Genomic DNA, 22,229 nt, shown 5'->3' with positions numbered 1-22,229 from the left:
TGTAGTGACGTCTGGCCGCGGTCCTCGCGCGCGTGCCGAAGGGGACCGAGGAGCTGAACCGGCAGGCCTTCAGGCTGGGGGTCGAGGCGGCAGAGGCGTCCTAGAGCATCTTCCCGGCCGCGCGCGCGGCGGCGAGGGCGGCCCCGAGAAGCGGCGTCGTCTGGTCGAGGATGACGTGGACCGGGATCCGCTCCATGAACCCCGCGAAGCGGCCTTTCTCGAGGAAGGCGCGCAGGAACCGTCCGTCCTTCATCGCCTCGAGGTTCTTGTACGCGACGCCGCCGCTGATGTAGACGCCGGCCGTCGCCTTCGCCTTGAGCGCGAGGTTTCCCGCCTCGGCGCCGAGCGCCCTGAGGAAGAGGCCGAACGTCCGGCTGCACCCTCCGCACTCGCCGCTCGCCGCGGCGCGGGCCACGGCGGCTCCGATCTCGCCGCTCGATCGCGCGTGCGGCGGGCTCCCGCCGGCGGCCGGGTCGTGGAAGAAGGGGTAGATCGTCTCGAGGCCGAGACCCGACGCGACCCGCTCGACCGACACGTGGCCTCGCTGATCGCGAAGCCACTTCAGGAACGCGTCCATCTCGGCGTCGATCGGCGCGAAGTCGGCGTGCCCTCCCTCCGACGCGCTCGGGATGAGCTTCCCGTCGTGCCGGAACAGGATCGCCTCGCCCAGCCCCGTCCCCGCCGCGATGAGCGCGGCGTTCCCGTCCGGGCTCGGCTCGCCGGGCTGGAGGGTCAGGAGGTCGTCGGCGTCGAGCTGCTCGATCCCCCACGCCATCGCCTCGAGATCGTTGAGGAGCCGGACGACCCGAGCGCCGAGGTACTTCGTCATCTCCTGCTGGTCGACGATCCACGGGAGGTTGGTGGTCTTGACCCTTCCATTCACGACCGGTCCGGCGACGCCGAAGGCCGCAGCCTCGATCGGCGGCCGCGGCGACATCAGGAAGGCGCCGACGGCCTCCGCGAGGCCGGGGTAGTCGGCGCTCGCAACGGTCGTCGAGGCGCTGCGAAGCAGGCGCCCCGACTCCACCGCGAAGAGCGCGAGGCTGGTCTTCGTTCCGCCGATGTCGCCTGCGAGGATCATGCGGGTGAGGATACCAGAGGCGGGCGGATCGATGGAGTCTCTCCTTCGTTGGGTGTAGTTTGCGGGCGGAATTCAGGTCCGCTGACGCACTCGGGAGGATTGGATGAAACAATCAAGCGCGGAGTTCCTCGGGACCTTCTGGCTGGTTCTCGGCGGCTGCGGCAGCGCGATGCTCGCGGCGGCGTTTCCGGGTGTCGGCATCGGGCTTCTCGGCGTCTCGTGCGCCTTCGGGCTGACGGTGCTGACGATGGCGTACGCGATCGGCCACGTCTCGGGGTGCCATCTCAACCCGGCCGTGTCGATTGGCCTCTGGGCCGCGGGGCGCTTTCCGTCGGCGAAGCTGGGGTCGTACATCGGCGCCCAGGTGCTCGGGGCGGTGGCGGCCGGGGGGGTCCTCCTCGTCATCGCGGGTGGGGCTCCCGGTTTCGACGTCGCCCACGGGTTCGCGGCGAACGGGTACGGAGCTCATTCCCCCGGCGGCTACTCGCTGACGGCCGGGCTCGTCACCGAGATCGTCATGACGATGTTCTTCCTCTTCATCATCCTCGGTTCCACCGAGAAGCGCGTTCCCGCGGGATTCGCGCCGCTGCCGATCGGCCTCGCGCTCACGCTGATCCATCTCGTCAGCATCCCCGTCACCAACACCTCCGTGAATCCCGCGCGGAGCACCGGTGTCGCTGTCTTCGTGGGCGGCTGGGCGATGGCCCAGCTCTGGATGTTCTGGGTCGCGCCCATCGTCGGGGCGCTCCTGGGCGCGATGGCGTACCGGTTCATCCGGACCGAGGAGAGCTGAGGGACGACGAACCGTCCGAGTATCCGAAGTCGCTGACTCTTCGCTCCGAGGGCCTCGAGACGGTTCTCTGACCGTCTGCGTCGACGAGGAAACGCACACCCGTCATCCGCTGCCATCGTCCGCCAACCACGAGTCGGTCGTGGGCGTCCAAGTGGGCGACACGCCATCCTCGCCGAACCGCTGTGGCCAGGGAGCAAAGATGAGCCCCGCGACAGAACCCCGCGCCTCGTGGACGCGCGTTCAATCGTGCCTCGCGGGAGTCGTGGTAGCGCTCTCGCTGGTCACCGCCTGCGCCGGACTCAAGGGATTCGGCGCGGATCCGGAGGTCCCGCCGCGCGGCGTCTTCGCCATCCGAGCCGTCGACCGAGACCAGCATCCGTTCCCCGGTCTGAGGGTGACGCTCGCTTCGAAGTCGAAGCGGCGCGCGATCGTCAGGGAGGCGACAACCGACGACGACGGCCGGGCCGTCTTCCGTGACCTGCCCGTGCGGTTCGAGTACAAGGCCGTCGTGCACGCCGACCCCTGGGGGTTCGTCGAAGTCGAGGACAGGCCCCGACGGGAGTCGGATTCACCTCAGGAGGTCCGACTCCAAGATCTTCGATACGACATCCCTCTTGCGGTGCGGCGGCCGACGCCGGACGAGGAGGAGATCTGTGAGGCAATCGTGCGGTACGAGGCGATCCAGTTCGCGAAGATGTTCACCGACCGGCGAACGGTGTATCACCTCGATCTTCTCGGGACGGATCCGACTCCGGGTTTTCTCCATCGGTTCGATGACGGCGCGGTTCGCGTCCAGCGCGGCTCGCGCTTCGAGTCGGGGAGGGGACGCATCAGCTTTTCAATCTTCTACATCGCTCGAGCGGGCGACGACACGGTGGAGGCAGGAGGCCGCCACTACGCCGGTCTGACCGGCGCCTCGGGCCACACGTATTATCTCGCCCGGTCGGCCGGGGTCTGGGTCGTCCGGTGGGATCAACTCAACTGGATCTCCTGAGCTTGGGCGATTCGCCGTCCTTTGAGGCGAGTGACAAGTCCCTCGCTCCCGCGACCTGTGGCTTGAGTGCGTCGCGTCGTTCGGGACTGCCGCCGACCCTGTGGTAGCCTTTTCGTCATGGCGCGGCGGGATCGAACCCGGGACGCGGCAACGCCTGAGGATCAGACCGCACGGTTCCTTCGGGCCGACCCTGACCTGATCGCCGAGGTCCAGAGCCACGCCGCGCGCATCGTCCGGTTCAAGGGGTACTACGTTCCCGAGACCGATCGGATCGAAGTCGTCCAGGAGGTGATGACCCAGCTCTGGCAGGCCGTCGCCGGCAAGGATCTGAAGCTCAGAGAGTCGCTCTTCTCGCTGACCGAGACGATCGCGTGCCGGCGCTGCGTGGACTGGATGAGGAGGCACCGCAGCACGGAGCCGCTGGACGCGGGTCACCCCGACGGGCGCGCGCGCCCCGACGAAGCGCTGCTCCGAAAGGAGCGCGAAGGGCTGGGGCGGCGCGTCCTTCAGAGGATGGGCGCTCCGTGCGCCGAATTGATTCGCAAGGTGATGGACGAAGGCAGGGCCTACACCGAGATCGCGAACGAGCAGGGGAGAAGCGAGCACGCGCTCCGGACGAAGATGTGGCAGTGCCTGAAGGAAGCCCGCGAGATCCTGAAGAGGATGACGACCCATGACGCACGATGAAGCCGCCGCGATCCTCGTCGACGCCCTCCCCGGGCGTCTCACCCCCGCGGTGCGAGCGCGCGTGAGAGGGCACCTCGAAGAGTGCGAGGAGTGCCGGGAGGTGCTCGAGACCATCGAGGTGCTTCGCGGCGCCCCCGAACATCTGTCGGTCGACACAATCGTCGAGCTGGCAACGAAGGAGGGGAGCCACGCGCATCTCGCGACGTGCACCGCGTGCGCCGGCGAGGTGACGGCCTGCCGCGCGTCGATCGCCGCGGCGCGCGCGCAAACCAAGCGTCTTCACCCGTTCATCCCCGCCGCGATCGCCGCCACGCTGACCGTCGCCGTCCTCGGCTACCCCGCATATCTCGGCGTCGTCGAGCTTCCGCGCGCGCGTCAGCAGGCGCCAACGCCACAGGCGCCGCGCACTGAAGCGCGAACCGAGGCTCCGGCGACAGTGGTTCCCGATCGCGGCGAGGTGGTCCTCGCGCTCTATCTCGGCGCCACTCGTGGAGGGCAGGGATCGGCGCCGACGATTCAGCTGAACCCGAGGGCGCACTTCGTCACGCTTCTCCTCGAACCCGTCGCGCCGCGCGCGGCCGCGGACGCCGAGCCGCTTCTCTTCGAGATCCGCGATCGGGGAGGGCACGTCGTCTGGTCGAGCGAGACGACGGCCGGGGCGATCCGCGACGGTCACGGGTCGCAGGATCGGCTCCTCACGCTCCTTGTGCCCGTCTCGACGCTTCCGCCCGGGACCTACACCCTCTCGCTCGGCCGGATCGGGCAGGGGAGCGGCGAGAGGCTGATCGAATCGCCGTTCGAGATCATCGCACCGGCTCGCTGAACTGTCAGCGCCACGCGCCGAACGCGACGAAGGCGCCCCACGCGGCAGGGTGCGTGCTGCGTCCCTCCTTCCGGCGCGCTTCGAGCATCCGCATCGACACGTTCCGGATCGCGTGAGCCGTGTCGAGCTTCGCGAGGCGGGCGTCGTAGAGCCCGCGCATCCACTCCGACGCGTCCTCGTCGCGGACGGTCCAGAGGCTCATGATGAGGGTTCCGGCCCCGGCAATCTGAAACGCGCGCCGGAGGCCGAGCACTCCTTCGCCGTTCCTGATCTCGCCGAGGCCCGTGTTGCACGCCGAGAGCACGGCCCACGCGACGCGCGAGAGGTCGAGCGACGCGATCTCCTCCGCGGTCAGGAGGCCGTCGTCGGTCTGCGGTTTGTCGTCGCGCCGCTGGTTCGCCCCCGCGAAGGCGAGGCCCGAGAGGAGCATCGGATCGTTACGGGATCCCGTCGCACCGCGCCGATCGCAGGTGTCGTCGAGGAAGAAACCGTGCGTCGCGACGTGGAGGATCTCGTGGCTCGGGGCGGCGGCGAGGAAACGCCGCGCCGTCGCGTCCGCGCCCGAGAGCCGTGTGACGATCCCGCCCCGGCTCGTGAATATCCGTGCAATCGAGTCCGCCTCGTCGCGCGCGCCCGGGAGTGGCCCGAACCGGAGCGCGTGGAAGGGCGAGCATGGCCCGCCGGCCGTGCTGGCCGGAGCCACTCCGTAGTCCACGGCCCCGACGACGAGGATCCCCGAGCCGGCGTCGCGCGGGCGCGTGGCGGAGACGAGATCACGCTCCGCGGAAAGGTAGGCGATGAGCGGCCCCGTCTCGACAAGGTACCGGTCATCTTCGGCGGGGAACGCCGCGAGGTTCACGACGTCGAGGGCGCCGTCCAGGACGACGAAGAGGAGCGTCGCGTCTCTCACGTTCGCCGCGACCGGATCCCAGATCGCCTTCCTCAGCGCGCGCGCCGAGTCGCGGTAGTCGCCCTCCAGCCGGCGAAGCGCCACGCTCGGCGCCTGCGCGCCGCGGCCGGCCTCCGTCTTCCAGCGGGCGACGAGCCCGTCGATTCTCGACGCGGGACCGAGGGAGACCGCGGCGGTCGTCGAATTCTTCACGCCGGCCGTCACGAAGGCAACGTAACGCTCCTCGGAGGGCGCGCGCGACGTGTACCTGACGTACGAGAGGAGGACGGCGCCCTCTGGGAGTGCGGCGCGGACGTCGGCGAGGCCGACGCGGCCGGCATCGGACCACTCGCGCTCCGCGGCGCTGATCTCGATCAGATCCCGTTCGGTCCGCTCTTTCCTCTCTCTCGCCTCGCGGAGCTGCGTCAGGTAGCGATCGGGGTGATCCGGATCCGGCTCGCGGCGCGCGAGACGCGCAAAGGCCGTCGCAGCGTCCCGAAGCGCCGAGATCCGTCGCGACGCTTCGTCGGTGCGCGCCTCGGCGGCGAGCCGCCTCCTAGATCCGATCGCGTCGAGGACGAGCGCGCGCGAGCGGATGACGTCGTCCAGCACCGCGCCGGCGCGCGCGGCGACGGCGGGATCTCCCGCCATTCGGGTCAGCGCCTGAAGTGCGACGTCGAGCCCCGAGGCGCGCACCTCCTCGTAGCGCAGCGCCTCCCGCTGCGCGAGGTGCCGGGCGGTGAGGCGGAAGTGCTCGCGGCCGATCGACTCCGACTCGAGGGCCGAAGCCAGCGCGTCGCCGGCCCGTCCCAGCTTCAGGTCAATCTCTCCGATGAGGGCAAGGGTGCCCGCCACGGTGGGATGGTCGGCGCCGAGAGTCCTTCTCTGGATGTCGAGGGCGCGAGCCGCCAGAGGCAGCGCCGCGGCGGGTTCCCCCGCCCCCGACGTCACGATGGCGAGGCGCTCGAGCGTCTCGGCGACGTCGGGGTGATCGGCTGAGAGCGCCTTCTCCCGGACATCCAGCGCGCGCGTGAGCGAGGGGATCCCGCCGGCGTCGTCGTCGCGGAGGTGGCGAATCCATCCGAGATCGTCGAGGGATCTCCCGACGTCGGCGTGGTCCGCGCCGAGTGTCTTCTCACGGATCGCGAGCGCCCGGCGCGTGAGCGCCTCGGCCCGATCGAACTCCCCCAGTTTCGCGAGAACGTTGCCGAGGTTGTTGGCGGTGATCGCGGTGCTGACGTGATCGGGTCCAAGCTTCCGCGTCTTGATCTGGAGCGCGCGCGAGAGAACGTCCCGGGCCTTCTCGACCTCTCCCATCTCGTCGAGGAGGTTCCCCAGGTTGTTGAGGGTCGCAGCGACGAGGGCGTGGTCCGCGCCGAGCGATTTCTCGCGGATGCCGAGGGCCCGCTCGTACTCGGCACGGGCCGCCCCGTAGTCGCCGAGGTTGTACGCCATCACCCCGAGGCTGTTGTGGCTGTACCCGAGATCGGGATGATCCGGCGGCTCGGTTCTCTCGCGGATCGCCAGCGCGCGCGCGTAGAGCTCCCTGGCCTTGGCGAACTCCCCGAGGTCGGCGTAGAGGTTCGCCAGATTATGGGCGGCCCACGCGACCTGGGGGTGGTCCGGCCCGAACGCCTTCTCACGGATCGCCAGACACCTCTGACGGCTTTCGACGGCGTGCGGGTAGTCGCCGAGCTGTCGCTGAACGCTGGCGAGGGAGTTGAGCGTGCTCGCAATCTCGCGATCATCGGGGGCGAGGAGCGTCTCCTGGACGGTCAGCACGCGCCCCTGCTCCGCGGCGGCCCGATGCAGATCTCCCATCTCCTCGAAGACAATGCCGAGCCAGCGGCGAGACGCCGCGGCCTCGAGACTCTGCGGGCCGAACTCCCTCTCCCGGATCACGAGGGCCCGTTCGCAGATCCCCTTCGCCTCGTCGATGTCGCCGCGCGCGATGAGGATGGTGGCAAGGCCCAGGAGGCTGTCGGCTGCGGCGGAGCCGTCCGGGCCCGACGCCCTCTCGTCGATGGCGACGGCACGCCGCGCGAGCGCGAGAAGCTCCGGGTCTTTCGGTCGAGAGGACCAGTATCCGGCCTTCAGCACGAGGGCGATCGCGCGGGCCACCTCGGGGGCGTCGGGTCCGGAGGCGGCCTCGACACCCGCCAGCCGCTCCCGGGCGGCGCCGAGCGCCTCTTCGTAGCGGCCGGCGTCGATCAGGTCGAGGGTCTTCTGCGACTCGGAATCGGCGGCCGCGATGGACAGGAGCAGCGCGGTGAGAAGAAGGGCTCGGGGGGCTCGGGCGAAAAGCCGCATCCGCCGAATCCTAGCCGAAAAACCGAGCACAATCGCGATTCCCTCTGACAAGCCCCGCGCTCGCGCGACCTGACCCTCAGGGGGATGATCTCGATGGTCAGCGAAAAGAACGGCTCGTCGCTCGTTGCCGCCTGCGTGATTCTGACGGCGGCCTTCTCACCCGTCGCAGCGGGGACGGCCACGTCGAACGTCCAGACCAAGCCTGCGCCGCCGCTGACTCAGGCCCAGATCACCAGGCTGCATCAGGTGAAGACATGGGATCTCGAATACACGGAGATCTACTCGAGCTCGACCGCCGGCGGCGGCTCCTCCTATCCCCTGCCGTTCGCCACCTCGTGGACCTACCAACATGATCTGACCCGGACCTCCCATACGAAGGCGAGGATCGCGGGCCAGTTCGGTCCGTCCGACTGCCACATCGGCTCCCTCAATCCCTGCATCGTCCAGTACTCGCCCGACTCGAAAGTGGAAGTCCGGGGCTACGACGACAAGCAAACGAGCGAACTCTCTTTTTCCCTGGACTGCTCGGGGAATCCGGGATCGCGCTCGGAGGGGTCGACGATCGATTTCATGGGGTCGGGCTCCTACGTCCCCGACGGCACACCGGAGCACTCGGCCGTGGGAGACGTCGAGATCGACTACACCCAGAACCCGCCGATCGCCTACGGCAGCGTGGCCTTCGACAACGTGACGCTGCACTACCTGTATCAGGACCACACCTGCTTTCCCCCCGATCATCGGGAGTACGACGCCTTCTTCGGCAGGCCGATTGTTGGGGGGGGCTGGTATCCCGAATCGCAAGGCTGCTGCGAGGGAGGCGACTCGCAGGTCCGCGTCGAACGGGGCGCCTTCGTCGTCCACGGCGTCGCTGATTGGGACTACAGCGGCCAGTTCTGCAATGGGAATGGCAGCGCCTGCTTCGATCCCAACACCGCGCCGATGGTGCCCGTCACGGTCCATGACCATGGCGAGTGGGTCCTGAGGGAGCATCTCTGCCAGGACACCGATGGCAACGGCAACGACGACGACGATGGGGACGGCCTGTGCGACAACTGGGAGACGGACGGCATCGACGTGGACGGCGACGGCACGATCGATCTGCCGCTGAACAATCCGCCGTACAACGCGAACCCCAAGCACAAGGACCTCTTCGTCGAGATCGACTACATGCAGAAGAACCCCGCCGACCCCAACGACGTCGAGAAGCCGTCGGACGCGTCGCTGATCATGGTGAGGAACGCCTTCGCGGCGGCGAAGGTGGACAATCCGGACGGCTTTCGCGGGGTCCGGCTGCATTTCGTCGGGAGCGACGCCGCGAACCCGGATGAGAAGAAGCTGGTGGACGAAGCGCTGCCGCACAGCATCCGGATCGGGTTCGACGAGGACATCGCGACCTCCTGCCCGGCGGCGAGCTTCGACGGCCTTAAGAGCGCAAACTTCGGCACGGCGGCCGAGAGAGGGGACCCGAACAACGCGGCGAACATCCTCGAGGCGAAGAAGCTGGCTTTCCGCTACGCGATCTTCGCGCACCAGCAGGCGGACGAGGTCGATCCGCACGGCTCTTGCGTCGACAACCTCAGCAGCGGTGTCGCGGAGCTGCCGGGCAACGATCTGATCGTGACGATGGGAGGCTGGGACTTCTCCGACCTGTCATTTTTCGCCGGCGGCGTCCCTTCCGACTGCTACGCCGGGGAACAGGGAGCGGCCTGTGCCAGGAGGCAGGCCGACGCGGCGACTTTCATGCACGAGTTCGGGCACACGCTGGGGCTGCACCATGGAGGGGGCGACGACATCAACTGCAAGCCGAACTACGTGAGCGTGATGAGCTACGCCTTCCAGTTCCGGAACATGCTCTCCACACGCCTCCTCGACTACTCCGGTGGCGTGGCCGGCACCTCCGCGAACGATCCCTTCGCGCCCCTGGACGAGAGAAGCCTCGACGAATCCGACGGCATCGTCGGGCCGACTGCGAGGGAAAGCGTCTACGGCCTGAACGGCCTGCCGGCCTACATCCTCCTCAACTACCCGATTGACTGGAACGGCGACCCGAACGGGCGCACCGACGAGACCGGGGTGGCGGCGCACATCGCCCGGCTGGACGTCGTGAGTGGGTGCGATCGCGGGAGCACGGCGGACGTGCAGTTGGTCACGATAGGGTACAAGGTGACGCTCGATTCGACGTTTGTCCCCGCCCCCTCGGCGTACGCGATCTCGGTAAACGGCGCGGCGCCGGTCGCGCCGACGTCCGTCGCGGTCCAGGGAACGCGCGTCTATCTGACGCTGCCGTCGCCCCTCGGCATCGCCGACACGGTGAAGCTCGACTACAACCCTCCGGCGGTCCATCCCGTGACGGAGCTCGGGGGCAGCCCGGTCACCGCCGAGCACGGTTTCTCCACGCCGAACATCACCAAGGAGCTCACGACGCTCTTCGCGCGCGACGACTGGGCGACGCTGCAATACGACATGGCGATGGCGCCGGCCTTTTCCGACGGCGCGACGCGAGAGGCCCTCCCCGATGCGGAGCCCACAAGGGACGAGCTGGTCTCAGCGGCTTCCTTGGTCGACTTCGACGGCGACGGGATTCCGAACGCCTTCGACAACTGCCCCTCGACTCCGAACCCGGGTCAGCTCGACAGCGACGGCGACGGCCTCGGGGATGATTGCGCCGGCACCGGAATCGCCGACATCGACGCGCCGACCACCCGTGTGACCGCGACTCCCTCTGCGAACGCCTCGGGGTGGAGCAGCGCCGACGTGACGGTGACGCTCGAGGCGGCCGACGATCCCAACGGCTCGGGTGTTCGGGAGATCGATCACGTCATGACCGGCGCGCAGAGCGAGCCGCAGCAGTCGATCGCGGGCGACGCCGCGTCAACGGTCATATCGACGGAAGGGGAGACGGCGGTGACGTTTTTCGCCGTGGACAACTCCGGGAATCCCGAGCCGCCGCGCACGGCGACCGTGCGCCTCGACAAGAGCGTTCCGATGATCGTGGCCGCGCAAGCCCCAGCTCCGAATGCGAACGGGTGGAACAACTCGGACGTGACGATCAGCTACACCTGCGCGGACGCGCTCTCAGGGCTCGCGTCGTGTGATGCTCCAGTCATTGTCGGCGCCGAGGGCCAGGGCCAATCGGCGACGGGAAACGCCACCGACGTCGCCGGCAACGTCGCCCAGGTTTCGGTGAGCGGTATCAACATCGACAGGACGCCTCCCTCAGTGACGTGCACCGTGAGTCCGGCCGTCCTGTGGCCGCCGAAGCACAGGATGATCCCGATCACGGCGACGGTAATCGTGACGGACGCTCTCTCAGGTACGGGCGGGTTCGTCCTGACGTCGGTGACGAGCAGCGAGCCGGACAGCGTCAACAGGAAGGACAAGCCAGGCGACATCGCGGGGTTCGCGGTAGGTTCGCCATCGACGACCGGCCAGATCCGCGCGGAGAGGATCGCGAATGGACCGGGGCGCGTGTACAGTCTGACCTGGACGGGGGAGGACGCTGCCGGCAACGCCACTTGGTGCCACGCGACCGTCACCGTCCCGAAGAAGAAGCCGAAGCTCTGAGGAGCCGCTCCCATGCCGAAGATCCTGGTCATGGTCGGAGGGATGGTAGGCGGCGCCGTTGGCTGGTGGCTCGGCGACTTCATCGGCCTCATGACCGCCGTCGTTCTCAGCGGCATCGGAACTGGGGTCGGCATGTATCTCGTCCTGAAGTTCGAGCGGGAGCACCTGACCTGAGCCGTCCCCGCCGCTGACATTCCACCCTTCGCGCGACCTGTCTCTGGAAGCCGGCGAGCGCCCGCCCGGGTGACCCGGATTCGACGGGGGTAGGGGTGACCATGCGATTCGTCCGATTCACGACGCTCTCCGTCCTCGCAGCGTCGCTCGCCACGTCGCTCGCGGCCGCACGGACGACCCGGATGGACGTCCAGCACATCCAGATCATCCCCGCACCGGCGCTCACCCCCGACGACATCGAGAAGCTCAAGCACGTGAAGGAGTGGGATCTCGAGTTCACCGGGTACCAGGAGAGGACGGCGTCGGGAAGCGGCATGTTCGGGACCCCGCCCTTCACCACCGAGTGGTCGCATCTGCACGAGACGCGCAAGAGCTACCACGTCAAGGCGCGGATCGCCGGGAAGCTCGGGCCGTCGGACTGCCGCCTCGGATCGAGCTCGAACCCGTGCGTCGTGAAGTACCTCCCCGACACGAAGGTCGAGGTGACGGAGTACAAGGAGCACGTCCACGACACGACCGACAGCACGTTCGGGTGCGGTTTCATGCTCATGGATCCGCTCATGGGATACACCGACGTCTCCATCGAGGGGCAGGCAGGCTCGTATGTCGCCGACGGAACCCCCGGCAAGCTCGCGATCGGGGACGTCCAGATCGACTACAGCGAGAACCCGCCAATCGCCTACGGAAACGTCTACTTCGACAGCACTCCCTATCACCAGACGCAGGAGTACTCGAGCTGCGGGCAGACGCAGCACTTCGAGGGGGACAACGTCGGCTTCCTCGACACCGGATGGTGGCCGCCGGCGAGCGGCTGCTGCGAGGACGGGGACAGCCAGATCCGGATCGAGCACGGGGCCTTCGTCGTCCACGGCGCCTCCGACTGGACCTTTCAGGGGGACGCGTGCGTCGTCGGCAATTCTCCTCACTGCCTTCCGCCCGACAACCAGCAGACTCCCTACTTCGGGCACGAGCACTTCGAGTGGACGCTGAGGGAGCACGACTGCCGCGACACGAACGGGAACGGAAACAGCGACGACGACGGGGACGGCCTCTGCGACAACTGGGAGACCGAAGGCCTCGACGTGGACGGCGACGGGACGATCGATCTGCCGCTGAACAAGCCGCCTTACAACGCCGACCCGGAGCACAAGGACCTCTTCGTCGAGGTCGACTACATGCAGGACCCCAACCACCGCGAAAAGCCGACGAACGCCGCGCTCAACATGGTGAAGAACGCCTTCGCCTTCGCGCCCGTCACGAATCCCGACGGCCTGCGCGGCGTGAGGCTCCACTTCGTCGGGAGCGACGCGGCAAACCCCGATCCGAGGAAGCTCGTCGACGAGGCTCTCCCGCACTCGAACCGGATCGCCTTCCCCGAGGACATCGCGGCGACGTGTCCCGCGACGAGCTTCAACGACCTCAAGAAGTCGGACTTCGGCACGGCGGCGGAGCGGGCTGACGCGAACACGAAGAACATCCTGGAAGCGAAGGCGCGCGTCTTCCGGTACGCGATCTTCGCGCACCAGCAGGCGGATACGGTCGATTCAAGCGGCAGCTGCGCCGACAACGGGAGCAGCGGCGTCGCGGAGCTGCCGGGCAACGATCTGATCGTGACGGTGGGTGGGCCGGACTGGAGACCGTACGGATCGGGCGCGGCGGCCTACTCGGGCGGCGGGGCCGGGGCCTGCTTCTCGGGGGAGAGGGCCGAGAAGTGCGCCGAGCGTCATGTGGACGCGGCGACCTTCATGCACGAGTTCGGCCACACGCTGGGGCTCCACCACGGCGGCAGCGACGACACGAACTGCAAGCCGAACTACCTGAGCCTCATGAACTACTCATTTCAGTTCCGCGACGTCGTCTCGACGCGCCCTCTCGACTACTCGGGAGGGGTGGCGGCCGGCTTCGCCAACGACCCGTTCGCCCCCCTGGACGAGACGAACCTGAGCGAGCCGGCGGGGATCACCGGACCTCTCGCCAGAAACAGCGTCTTCGGATTGAACGGGAGGGACGCCTACCTCCTGCTGAACCATCCCATCGACTGGAACGCCGATCCGAACGGGAGGACGGACGAGACGGGAGTCATCGGCGACGTCGCACGGCGGGACGCGAATGCGGGCTGCTCCAGAGGCGATTCGGTGGACGCGCAGAACGTCACGGTTCAGGCCTCGGGCTCACTCAATCCGAACTCCGTCCCCGCCCCCGGCGCCTTCACCATCCATGTGAACGGGACGAGCACCATCACGCCCACCTCCGTTGCCGTAACCAAGGACAGGCTCTACCTGTCGCTCCCGTCGCCTGCGGCGGCCGGCGACACCTTCAAGCTGGACTACACGAAGCCCGCCACGAACCCGCTCCAGGACGACCACGGTTTCCCATTCAACAGCTTCAGCGATCGATCGATTCCGAACATCACCGGCGAGCTCAAGACTCTGATCGCCCGCGACGACTGGGCGACGCTCCAATACGACATGCGGGGCTCCGTCACCTTCGACGACGGGACGCCGCGCCAGCCGCAGGATGGCCCCGAGATGACCGCGCAGGATGCCGTCGCCTCCGCCTCCGGCCTCGACTTCGACGGTGACGGCGTCGCGAACGCCTTCGACAACTGCCCCGCCGTCTACAACCCGGGCCAGGACGATCTCGACGGCGACGGCTTCGGCGACGACTGCGAGCCGACGCAGGCGCCCGACGACGACGACCCGGTGTCGGTGGGCGTCGTCTCGCCGGCTCCGAACGGCGCCGGATGGAACAGCGGCGACGTGGCCGTGAATCTCACCGCCGCCGACGATCCGAACGGATCGGGGATCCGCGAAATCGACTACGTCCTGAGCGGCGCGCAGAGCGAGCCGGCCCAGGCCGTCGTAGCGGACGCCGTCTCGCCGATCGTCTCGACGGAGGGGGAGACGGCGGTGAAGTTCTTCGCCGTGGACAACTTCGGGAACCCCGAGATGCCGAACACGGTCACGGTGCGCATCGACAGGACGCCGCCGGCCATCACCGCATCGCAGGATCCGCCGCCGAACGCGAGCGGCTGGAACAACACCGACGTCACGGTGACTTACACCTGCGCCGACGCGCTGTCAGGCCTCGCCTCGTGCGACACGCCGGCGGTGATCACGAACGAGGGTCAGAGCCAGTCGGCGACGGGCGCCGCCACGGACGTGGCCGGCAACGCGGCCCAGGTATCGGTGAACGGCATCAACATCGACCGGACGCCGCCGTCGGTGACGTGCAGCGTGACGCCGTCGGTTCTCTGGCCGCCGAAGCACAAGATGATCCCGATCCAGGCGACGGTAGGCGTGACGGACACTCTCTCCGGGGAGGGGACCGATCAGGCCGGCAACGCCGCTTCCTGCACCGCCACCGTCACCGTCCCGAAGAAGAAGCCCCGGTAAGAGTCCGGCCCCCGGATCCCCGGTTGCAACAATCTCCCTTCCCGTGCGTCTAGGGACCCTGTCGGTCGCCATAGACACAGGTCTGTCTTCGGGAGGATGAAGATGAAACGCACGACGTGGGCCGCGGTCGCGGCAGGACTGGTGCTCTCGCTGGCGGGTGCGCACGCCTATCCGGCGCTCGCGGCGGAGACGGGCGGGATCGAGCGGAAGAAGGACAGGGACAAGCAGGACGAGACGAAGGGGGGGGCGGACGCCGCCAAGCCCCCCGACAAGAAGGACGAGGCGAAGGAGAAGCCCTTCGCGGACGTGATCAAGGACTACGCCGTTCAGGAGGGGCTCTTCAACGTCTACCGCAAGGACGACAAGACCTACCTCGAGATCAAGCCCGATCAATACGACAGGGACTTCATGGTCTCGGTCACGCGGCTCAACGGGGTCGGCGAGGGGGAGTTCCTCGGCAACCAGATGCTCGACAACTACCTCGTCCAGTTCCACAAGGTCGGGAAGGGGGTGCAGCTCATCGCGAGGAACGTGATGTTCCGGGCGGACTCCGATCCCGCGATGAAGGAGGCGGTGGCGCGATCCTTCACCGACTCGCTCCTCGGGACGGCGAAGCTCGAGAGCCAGCCTCACCCCGACCGCAAGAGCGACCTCGTGGAGATGTCGCCGTACTTCATCCGCGACGTCGAGCGCGTCGGCCAGTTCACCGACCTGGTGCTCAAGAGCGCGTACGGGCTCGACAAGGAGAACTCTTACTTCGCGAGGGTGAAGGCCTTCCCGAAGAACGTCGAGATCGAGGCGGCGCTGAACTTCGCGAACCCGCGGTCGACCGTCTTCGGGATCCTCGCCGACTCGCGGAGCATGATCCTCCACTACAACTACTCGGTGACGGCGCTCCCGGACGGTGACTACCGCCCGAGGATCGCCGACGATCGGATAGGCCACTTCTCCACGACCGCGCTCGACTACTCGAGCGACGCGGGGGCCAACCCCGCCGTCCACTACGTCCAGCGGTGGATGCTCGAGAAGGCGGACCCCTCGGCCGCGATGTCGGCGCCGAAAGAGCCCATCACGTACTACCTCGACAACACGATCCCGCAGAAGTACCGCAAGGCGATCGGCGACGGCATCCTCCTCTGGAACAGGGCCTTCGAGAAGATCGGCTTCAAGGACGCCATCGTCGTGAAGCAGGCCCCCGAGGACCCCAACTGGGACAGCGCCGACGCGCGCTACGCGAGCGTCCGCTGGTTCGTCGCGACCGACGCCGCCTTCGCCATCGGGCCGTCGCAGGCGAACCCCTACACGGGGCAGATCTACGACGCCGACATCGGCTTCTCCGAGTCGATGACCCGCTTCGGCCGCCGGGAGTTCCGCGAGCTCGTGAACCCCGTCACGGCGATGCAGGGGATGATCGCCGAGCTCCGCGCGTCCGAGTCGGGCGCGCCGGAGGCCGCATCGCTCGCGCCGGCTTCGGGGACGCTGTTCCGCAATCCGCTCCTCGCGTGCGGCCTCGGCACGGAGGCCTACCGGCAGGCGGGATTCGGGCTCGGGCTCCTCGAAGCGCGCGGGATGATGGTCCCGGGCGGGCCGGAGGAGGACCGGTACGTCAACGAGTTCCTCATGGCGATCGCGGCTCACGAGTTCGGCCACACCCTGGGCCTGAGGCACAATTTCCGCGCGAGCCTGCTCCACTCGCTCGACGAGCTCCAGGATTCCGGAAGGACGGACAGCACCGGGCTCACCGGATCGGTCATGGAGTACACGCCGGTCAACCTCGCGCCGCCGGGCGGCCGCCAGGGGCAGTACTGGCAGACGAGCCTCGGCCCCTACGACTACTGGGCGATCGAGTACGCCTACAAGCCCATCCAGGCGTCGAGCCCCGAGAGTGAGCTTCCTGAGCTCCGGAAGATCGCGTCGCGCTCGGCGGAGCCGGCGCTCGCGTACGCGACCGACGAGGACGCGGCCGGGTTCGTCGCGCTCCCGGTCGGGATGGACCCGCGCAATCATCAATGGGATATCGGGAGCGACCCGATCGGGTTCTACACCGATCGCGTGCGCCTCGCCCGCGAGCTGTGGGCCTCGCTCCCCGGAAAGGTGACGGCCCAGGGGGAGGGATACCAGGTGGTCCGCCGCGCCTTCAACCAGGGGATCGGTGAGTACTTCCCGGCGGTGAACTCGATCACGAAGTACGTCGGCGGCGTCATGCACAACCGCGATCACGCCGGCGACCCGAGCGGCCGCGCTCCCTACGTCCCCGTCGCCGCCGCCGAGCAGCGGCGGGCCCTCGCGTTCCTCAACACGTACCTCTTCGCCCCCGACGCCTTCCAGTTCTCGCCGGCTCTCGTGAACGCGCTCGCGAGCGATCGGTTCGGGCCGCTGACGTGGTTCGCGCCTCCCCCGCCGAACGGGCGCCTCGACTATCCGGTGCACGACAGCATCCTCCTCCTCCAGGAGGTCGCGATGAACAGGATCTACCATCCGATCCTCCTCGGCCGCGTCCTCGACGCGGACACGAAGGTCGCGAAGGGGGACGATCACGTCGAGATGGCCGAGATCTTCGGGAGCCTCAGGGACAGCATCTGGAAGGAGCTTCCCGCATCGAGCGCGGCGGCGGGCGCCGCGCCGCCGAAGATCGAGATCGACTCGTTCCGGCGGGGTCTCCAGCGGGCGCACCTCGATCACCTGATCCGGCTCGCAACAGGAGCGGTCGCGAACGCCCCGAACGAGGCGGTGGCCCTCTCGAGGACCGACCTCACCGAATTGAAGGGGCGCCTCGCGACGGCGCTCAAGGCTCGGGGCCTCGGGGCCTCGACGAAGGCGCACCTCGTCGACTCGCAGTCGCGGATCGACGGCGCGCTCGACGCGAAGATGGTCCGGGGCGCCTGACCGGAGACGAAGTCCGCTGACCCGACGAGGGCGCTTTCCCCCGGCCGTTCGGTCCGGTGGGGAAGCGCCCTTCGTTTATTCGGGTCCCGAGGCGCACGCGGCGCGACGGTCGGCGCCACGTGCGCATCTTGAGGTAGAGTTCACGATTGTATTCATCCGAGGTGGCGGTCCGCTCTTCGATGGAGGGTCTTGCGATGCGGGGACGGAAAGCTGCGTCCGTGATGGGTCTGGCCCTGATCGTGGTCGTGGCGGGCGCGGCGGCCGGAGGCTCGGCGAAGACGGGATCGAAGGCCCCGGCCTCGAAGGCTCCCACCGCCGCCAACGTCGCGGCGCCCAGGCCCGCGGCCCAGCCCATCCTCTCAGGGACGATCCGCTCGTCGGTCACCGGCCGTCCCATCGCCGCGGCGCGCGTCGAGGTCTTCCCCCTTCGCGATCCCGAGGCGGCCCGCGAGCGCCGCGCCGCGCAGGACGTCGAGGAGCGGCCCCTCGCCGGCGGTTCGACCGACGGGGCCGGCGTCTTCAGCGTCGCCGTCCCTCCGGGGACGACCGTGGCGATCGTCGCGGAGGCGAAGGGTCACGCGCGGTCTCGCCTCGGGCGGCCCGTCACGGTCTCCGAGGATCGCGACCTCGGCCGGTTCGATCTTCCCATGGGGCGCGCCGTCGGCGGCAAGGTCGTCGACGCGGCGGGCAAGCCGATCGCAGGAGCGGCCGTCGTGGGCTTCGTCGACCCCGGCACGCGGCGAGCCGGGGGCCTCCGCGGCTTCGCGCGCGCCTTCGCCTCGGCGTCCGCCCCACCCTTCCCCTCGTTCACGCGCACGGGAATCGACGGCTCGTTCGTCTTCCCCGCGGCTCCCGAGCGAAACCTCTCGATCCGCGCCTTCGCGCCGGGGATGGCCCCCGCGCTCGTCGAGGAGACGCGGTCGGCCGCGGGCGTCGTCATCCGGATGGAGGCGGGAACGCCGCTCGCAGGGCGCGTCATCTCCCCCGACGGCAAGTCGCCGATGGCGGGGGCGTGGGTCCTCGCGGGCGACGACGGCTGGGACGGCGCGACGAGGACCGGCGCCGACGGCGCCTTCAAGCTCGATCGGCTCAGAGCCGGCCCTCTCTCCATCACGGCCTCCCTTCCCTCCGCGGTGATCGCGGGCGAGTCGACGGGCTCCCCGCTCCCGCCGTCGTCCTTCTTCGCCCCCTCCTCGCCCTTCCGCGCGACCCTTCCCTCCCCCGCGGCGACCCCTCCTCTCGTGCTCAAGCTTCGCCAGGGGGGCGTCGTCCGCACGCGGGCCCTCGACGCGGAGACGCGCGAGCCGATCGCCGGCGTGCTCCTCTCGCTCGACGCGCCGGGAGAGGCGCTTCCGCGCCCCGCGACGACGCGGGGAAAGGGGGATGTGATCTTCCCGGGTGTTCCCGTCGGACGCGTGGAGATGAGCGCCGACGCCGACGGCTATCTCGACGAGGACGTCTCTCCCTTCGCGCTCGCCGCCGGGCAGACGCGCGAGATCAGCGTCGCGCTCAGACCCGCCGCGTCGATCGAGGGGACGGTCCGCGACAAGTCGGGGAGGCCGATCGCGGGGGCGACGGTGGACATCTCGGGTCCACCCCCGGGCGGCCTCAAGCTCCCGATCCCGATCTTCTTCCCGATCGGGATCGATCCGGTGACGACCGACGCGCAGGGGCGGTTCCGCATCGAGCCGCTGCCGGCGCGATCCGAGCTGAAGCTCAGCGTCACCTCGAGCGCCTTCGCGCCGTGGGACACCGCGGGGATTCACCTCCGCCCCGGCGAGCGGCGCAAGGGGATGGAGGTCATCCTCGATCCCGGCGAGGTGATCTCGGGGCGCGTCGTCCACGGCGACGGCACGCCCGTGCCGGGGGCCGCCATCACCGCGTCGCGCCGGCGCGAGGACGGCCCCGGCGGGATGGTGATCCGCATCGATACCGGCGGTGGCGGCGGCCGCCGGCGGGCGAACCCGATGGCGGGCGAGGCGCTCCCCGCCGTCGTCACGTCCGACGACGGCACCTTCCGCGTCCACGGCGTGACCGCGGGGGTTTGGTCCCTCGACGTCGAGTCGGACGGGTTCGCGCCGAAGAACGTCGCGGGGCTGAAGCTCGTCGAGGGAAGCGGCGCCGACGTCGGGGACGTGACGCTCGAGCCCGGAGCCGTCCTCTCCGGCATCGTCACGACGACGAGCGGCGAGCCGATCCCCTTCGCCCGCGGGCGCGTGACGAAGGAGTTCTCCCTCCTCGGGCAGTTCACGGCGGAGATCGACGGCTCGTTCCAGACCCGGTCGCTGAAGGCCGGCGAGGCGGTGACGCTGACCGTCGACGCGGACGGCTTCGGCTCCGTCGAGAAGGCGGGGCTCACGCCGCCGGCCGAGGCGCTGACGATCGCGCTCCCCGCGGCCTCGCGGATCTCGGGGACGGTCGTCGACAAGGAGACGAACCAGCCGATCCCCGATTTCTCGGTCTCTGTCTCGCGCAACCGGAACATGGGCGGTGGCATGGCGCGCATGGCGCAGGTGATGCAGGGGCCCGAGGCGGCGTTCCACGACGACGGCGGCGCCTTCACGATCGACGGCGTCGATCCGGGAAAGATCATGGTCTCCGCGAAGGCCTCCGGATACCGCGACTCCCAGGTGGCGGAGCTCGAAGTCGGCGAGGGGAAGGATCTGACCGGCGTCACGCTCACGCTCGACCACGCGGCCCACGTCTCGGGGACGATCGTCGACGGCCGCGGACGGCCGGTCTCGGGAGCGACGGTCGACAAGAAGGAGACCTCCGGCGGCGGCTTCGGGATGATGATCCGGGGAGGGGCGGGGCGTGGCGCGACGAGCGACGGCGACGGGAACTTCGTCCTCGACGGTCTGAGCCGCGAGAGGATGACCCTCTCCGTCACGCACGACGACTACGAGTCGTCGACGGTCGACGTGGACACGTCGCGCGACGTCGAGAACCTCAAGGTGTCCCTCTCGCGCGGCGGCTCGATCGCGGGGACGGTGCTGCACCAGGACGACGGATCCCCCGTGGATCGCGCCACCGTCACCGCCACCGCGGCGGGGAGCGATCGATTTTCCGGCGCGCGATCCGTGACCGCGGGCCCCGACGGTGCCTTCGCGATCGAGGGGGTCTCGGCGGGCCGGTACACGCTGCACGCGGAGGCGGCGGGTCTGACCCCCGCGGATCAGGAGGTCATCGTCGACGCCGGCGGGGCGCCGGCTCCGGTCGAGCTGAAGCTCGCCGGCGGGGTCACGCTGACCGGATCGATCACCGGGCTGAAGGAAGCGGATCTTCCGCAGTTCACCGTGCGCCTCGTGAGCGGAGGCTTCGGGAAATCGGCGGCGGTGGACTCCGAGGGGAAGTTCGAGATGAAAGGGCTTTCTCCCGGATCGGCGACCCTTCTCGCCAGCTCCGGGATCTTCGGCGGCAAATCGATGACGAAGGCGATCGACATCCCGAAGGGATCGGCCGCCGTCGAGGCGACGATCGAGTTCCCGCGCGGCAACCTCGTGAACGGGACGGTCACGCACGGGGCGGATCCGATCGCCGGCGCCTCGGTGATCTTCAGGAATGACGCGACGAGCGCCTCCACCACCGCGACCACCGACTCGGCGGGCCACTACTCCGCCGAGGATCTCGAGTCCGGGGACTACACGGTGAACGTCATGCAGTTCTCGACGGGTCTCAGCCACAACACGAAGCTGAAGGTCGACGGCGACGAGGACTTCGACATCCCGATGCCGGTTCGCACCCTCACGGGCCGCGTCCTCGACGCGGTGTCGGGCCAGCCGATCGAAGGGGCGGAGATCTCCGCTGGGAAGCCAGGAGAGACGGGCCCGCGGGCCGGGAGTGGCATGTACATGAGCCTGGGGGGCAAGAGCGCGCGCAGCGGCGCGGGGGGCGCCTTCAAGGTCGAAGGGCTCGAGGAGCGATCGTACGTCCTGACGGCGGAGAAGGACCACTACGCGAGCCAGCAGCGCAACGCCGTCATCGTGGACGGCGCGGAGCCGGGCGAGATCGTCTTTCAGCTCAAGCCCGGCGAGGAACTGGTTTTCCAGGCCAACGACTCCGCGTCCGGGCAGCTGATGACGAACATCTCCGCGATCGTGATGTCACCGGTGAAGGGCGATCCGCTCGCTCCAGGAGCGGTGACACCCGCGCCTCTCTTCCACAATCCTCTTTCGGCGGACGCCTCCAACTACTTCCACATCGACAGCCTGCGCGAGGGGACGTACGACGTCGTCCTCGGCGGCGGCGGCGTCGGGACGGAGACGATCCGCGATGTGACCATTCCGTGGACGAAGCACGAGCCGCTCACCGCGACGCTGGTCAAGGGGGAGTCGCTCGAGATCAACGTCTCAGGCCTCGCGCTCCATGACGCGGCGAAGGGCCTCTTGCTCGACGGAATGGACAAGCCCGTGGTGCCAAGCCTCTTCTTCGCCGATCCCGTTTTCACCGTGCGTCCCGGCGTGCCGACCATCACCCTGGGGGGCCTGAAGCCCGGCACCTACACCGTGAAGCTCGCCCTGCCGACCGGACAGCCCGCGCAGAAGTCCGTCGTGGTGAGCCCCGGCCAGAAGGCGACCGTGTCGTTCCCGTAGCCCCTGCGGATTGACCGCCGGGAGGCGGTATCTCTATCCTG

General features: G+C 68.9%; 11 protein-coding genes. 9 read left to right on the top strand and 2 right to left on the bottom strand.

What is annotated here, in order from left to right; genetic code table 11:
• Positions 1-100 precede the first annotated feature (100 nt).
• Positions 101-1,081 (bottom strand): glucokinase, encoded by a 981-nt coding sequence (gene glk, locus HY049_08730; protein ID MBI3448983.1) that lies wholly within the window; start codon positions 1,079-1,081, stop codon positions 101-103.
• Between the two features lie 103 nt (positions 1,082-1,184).
• Here glk and aqpZ point away from each other — a divergent pair, with 103 nt between their 5' ends.
• The 4 genes from aqpZ to HY049_08710 all read left to right on the top strand — a co-directional run bounded on the left by aqpZ (position 1,185) and on the right by HY049_08710 (position 4,378).
• Complete coding sequence (gene aqpZ, locus HY049_08725) at positions 1,185-1,874, top strand: aquaporin Z (protein MBI3448982.1); 690 nt, start codon at positions 1,185-1,187, stop codon at positions 1,872-1,874.
• A 199-nt stretch (positions 1,875-2,073) separates the two neighbouring features.
• Positions 2,074-2,868: a hypothetical protein gene (locus HY049_08720; GenBank protein MBI3448981.1), complete on the top strand. Its 795-nt coding sequence runs from the start codon at positions 2,074-2,076 to the stop codon at positions 2,866-2,868.
• 117 nt (positions 2,869-2,985) lie between these two features.
• Complete coding sequence (locus HY049_08715) at positions 2,986-3,555, top strand: sigma-70 family RNA polymerase sigma factor (GenBank protein ID MBI3448980.1); 570 nt, start codon at positions 2,986-2,988, stop codon at positions 3,553-3,555.
• Positions 3,542-4,378 carry a zf-HC2 domain-containing protein gene (locus HY049_08710; protein MBI3448979.1) on the top strand — a complete coding sequence of 279 codons (837 nt, stop codon included), beginning with the start codon at positions 3,542-3,544 and terminating at the stop codon, positions 4,376-4,378. The genes HY049_08715 and HY049_08710 overlap by 14 nt, the downstream gene beginning before the upstream one ends.
• Positions 4,379-4,382: 4 nt before the next feature.
• On the opposite strand, the gene HY049_08705 is transcribed toward HY049_08710, so the two are convergent.
• On the bottom strand, positions 4,383-7,577 hold the full coding sequence (locus tag HY049_08705) for a CHAT domain-containing protein (GenBank protein MBI3448978.1): 3,195 nt from the start codon (positions 7,575-7,577) through the stop codon (positions 4,383-4,385).
• A gap of 93 nt (positions 7,578-7,670) precedes the next feature.
• Between HY049_08705 and HY049_08700 the strand changes: the two genes are divergently transcribed.
• The 5 genes from HY049_08700 (at position 7,671) to HY049_08680 (ending at position 22,188) form a co-directional block, all read left to right on the top strand.
• Complete coding sequence (locus HY049_08700; protein MBI3448977.1) at positions 7,671-11,141, top strand: thrombospondin type 3 repeat-containing protein; 3,471 nt, start codon at positions 7,671-7,673, stop codon at positions 11,139-11,141.
• Between the two features lie 12 nt (positions 11,142-11,153).
• Complete coding sequence (locus HY049_08695) at positions 11,154-11,315, top strand: hypothetical protein (GenBank protein MBI3448976.1); 162 nt, start codon at positions 11,154-11,156, stop codon at positions 11,313-11,315.
• Positions 11,316-11,416: 101 nt separating this feature from the next.
• Positions 11,417-14,710 (top strand): hypothetical protein, encoded by a 3,294-nt coding sequence (locus HY049_08690; GenBank protein ID MBI3448975.1) that lies wholly within the window; start codon positions 11,417-11,419, stop codon positions 14,708-14,710.
• A 102-nt stretch (positions 14,711-14,812) separates the two neighbouring features.
• Entirely contained in the window at positions 14,813-17,596 is a 2,784-nt protein-coding gene (locus HY049_08685) for a zinc-dependent metalloprotease (protein MBI3448974.1), read from the top strand.
• A gap of 194 nt (positions 17,597-17,790) precedes the next feature.
• Entirely contained in the window at positions 17,791-22,188 is a 4,398-nt protein-coding gene (locus tag HY049_08680; protein ID MBI3448973.1) for a carboxypeptidase regulatory-like domain-containing protein, read from the top strand.
• The last annotated feature ends 41 nt before the right edge of the window (positions 22,189-22,229 follow it).

This window comes from Acidobacteriota bacterium, assembly GCA_016195325.1.
In the GTDB taxonomy this organism is placed as follows: domain Bacteria; phylum Acidobacteriota; class Polarisedimenticolia; order JACPZX01; family JACPZX01; genus JACPZX01.
This window is presented reverse-complemented; position numbering and strand designations above follow the sequence as displayed.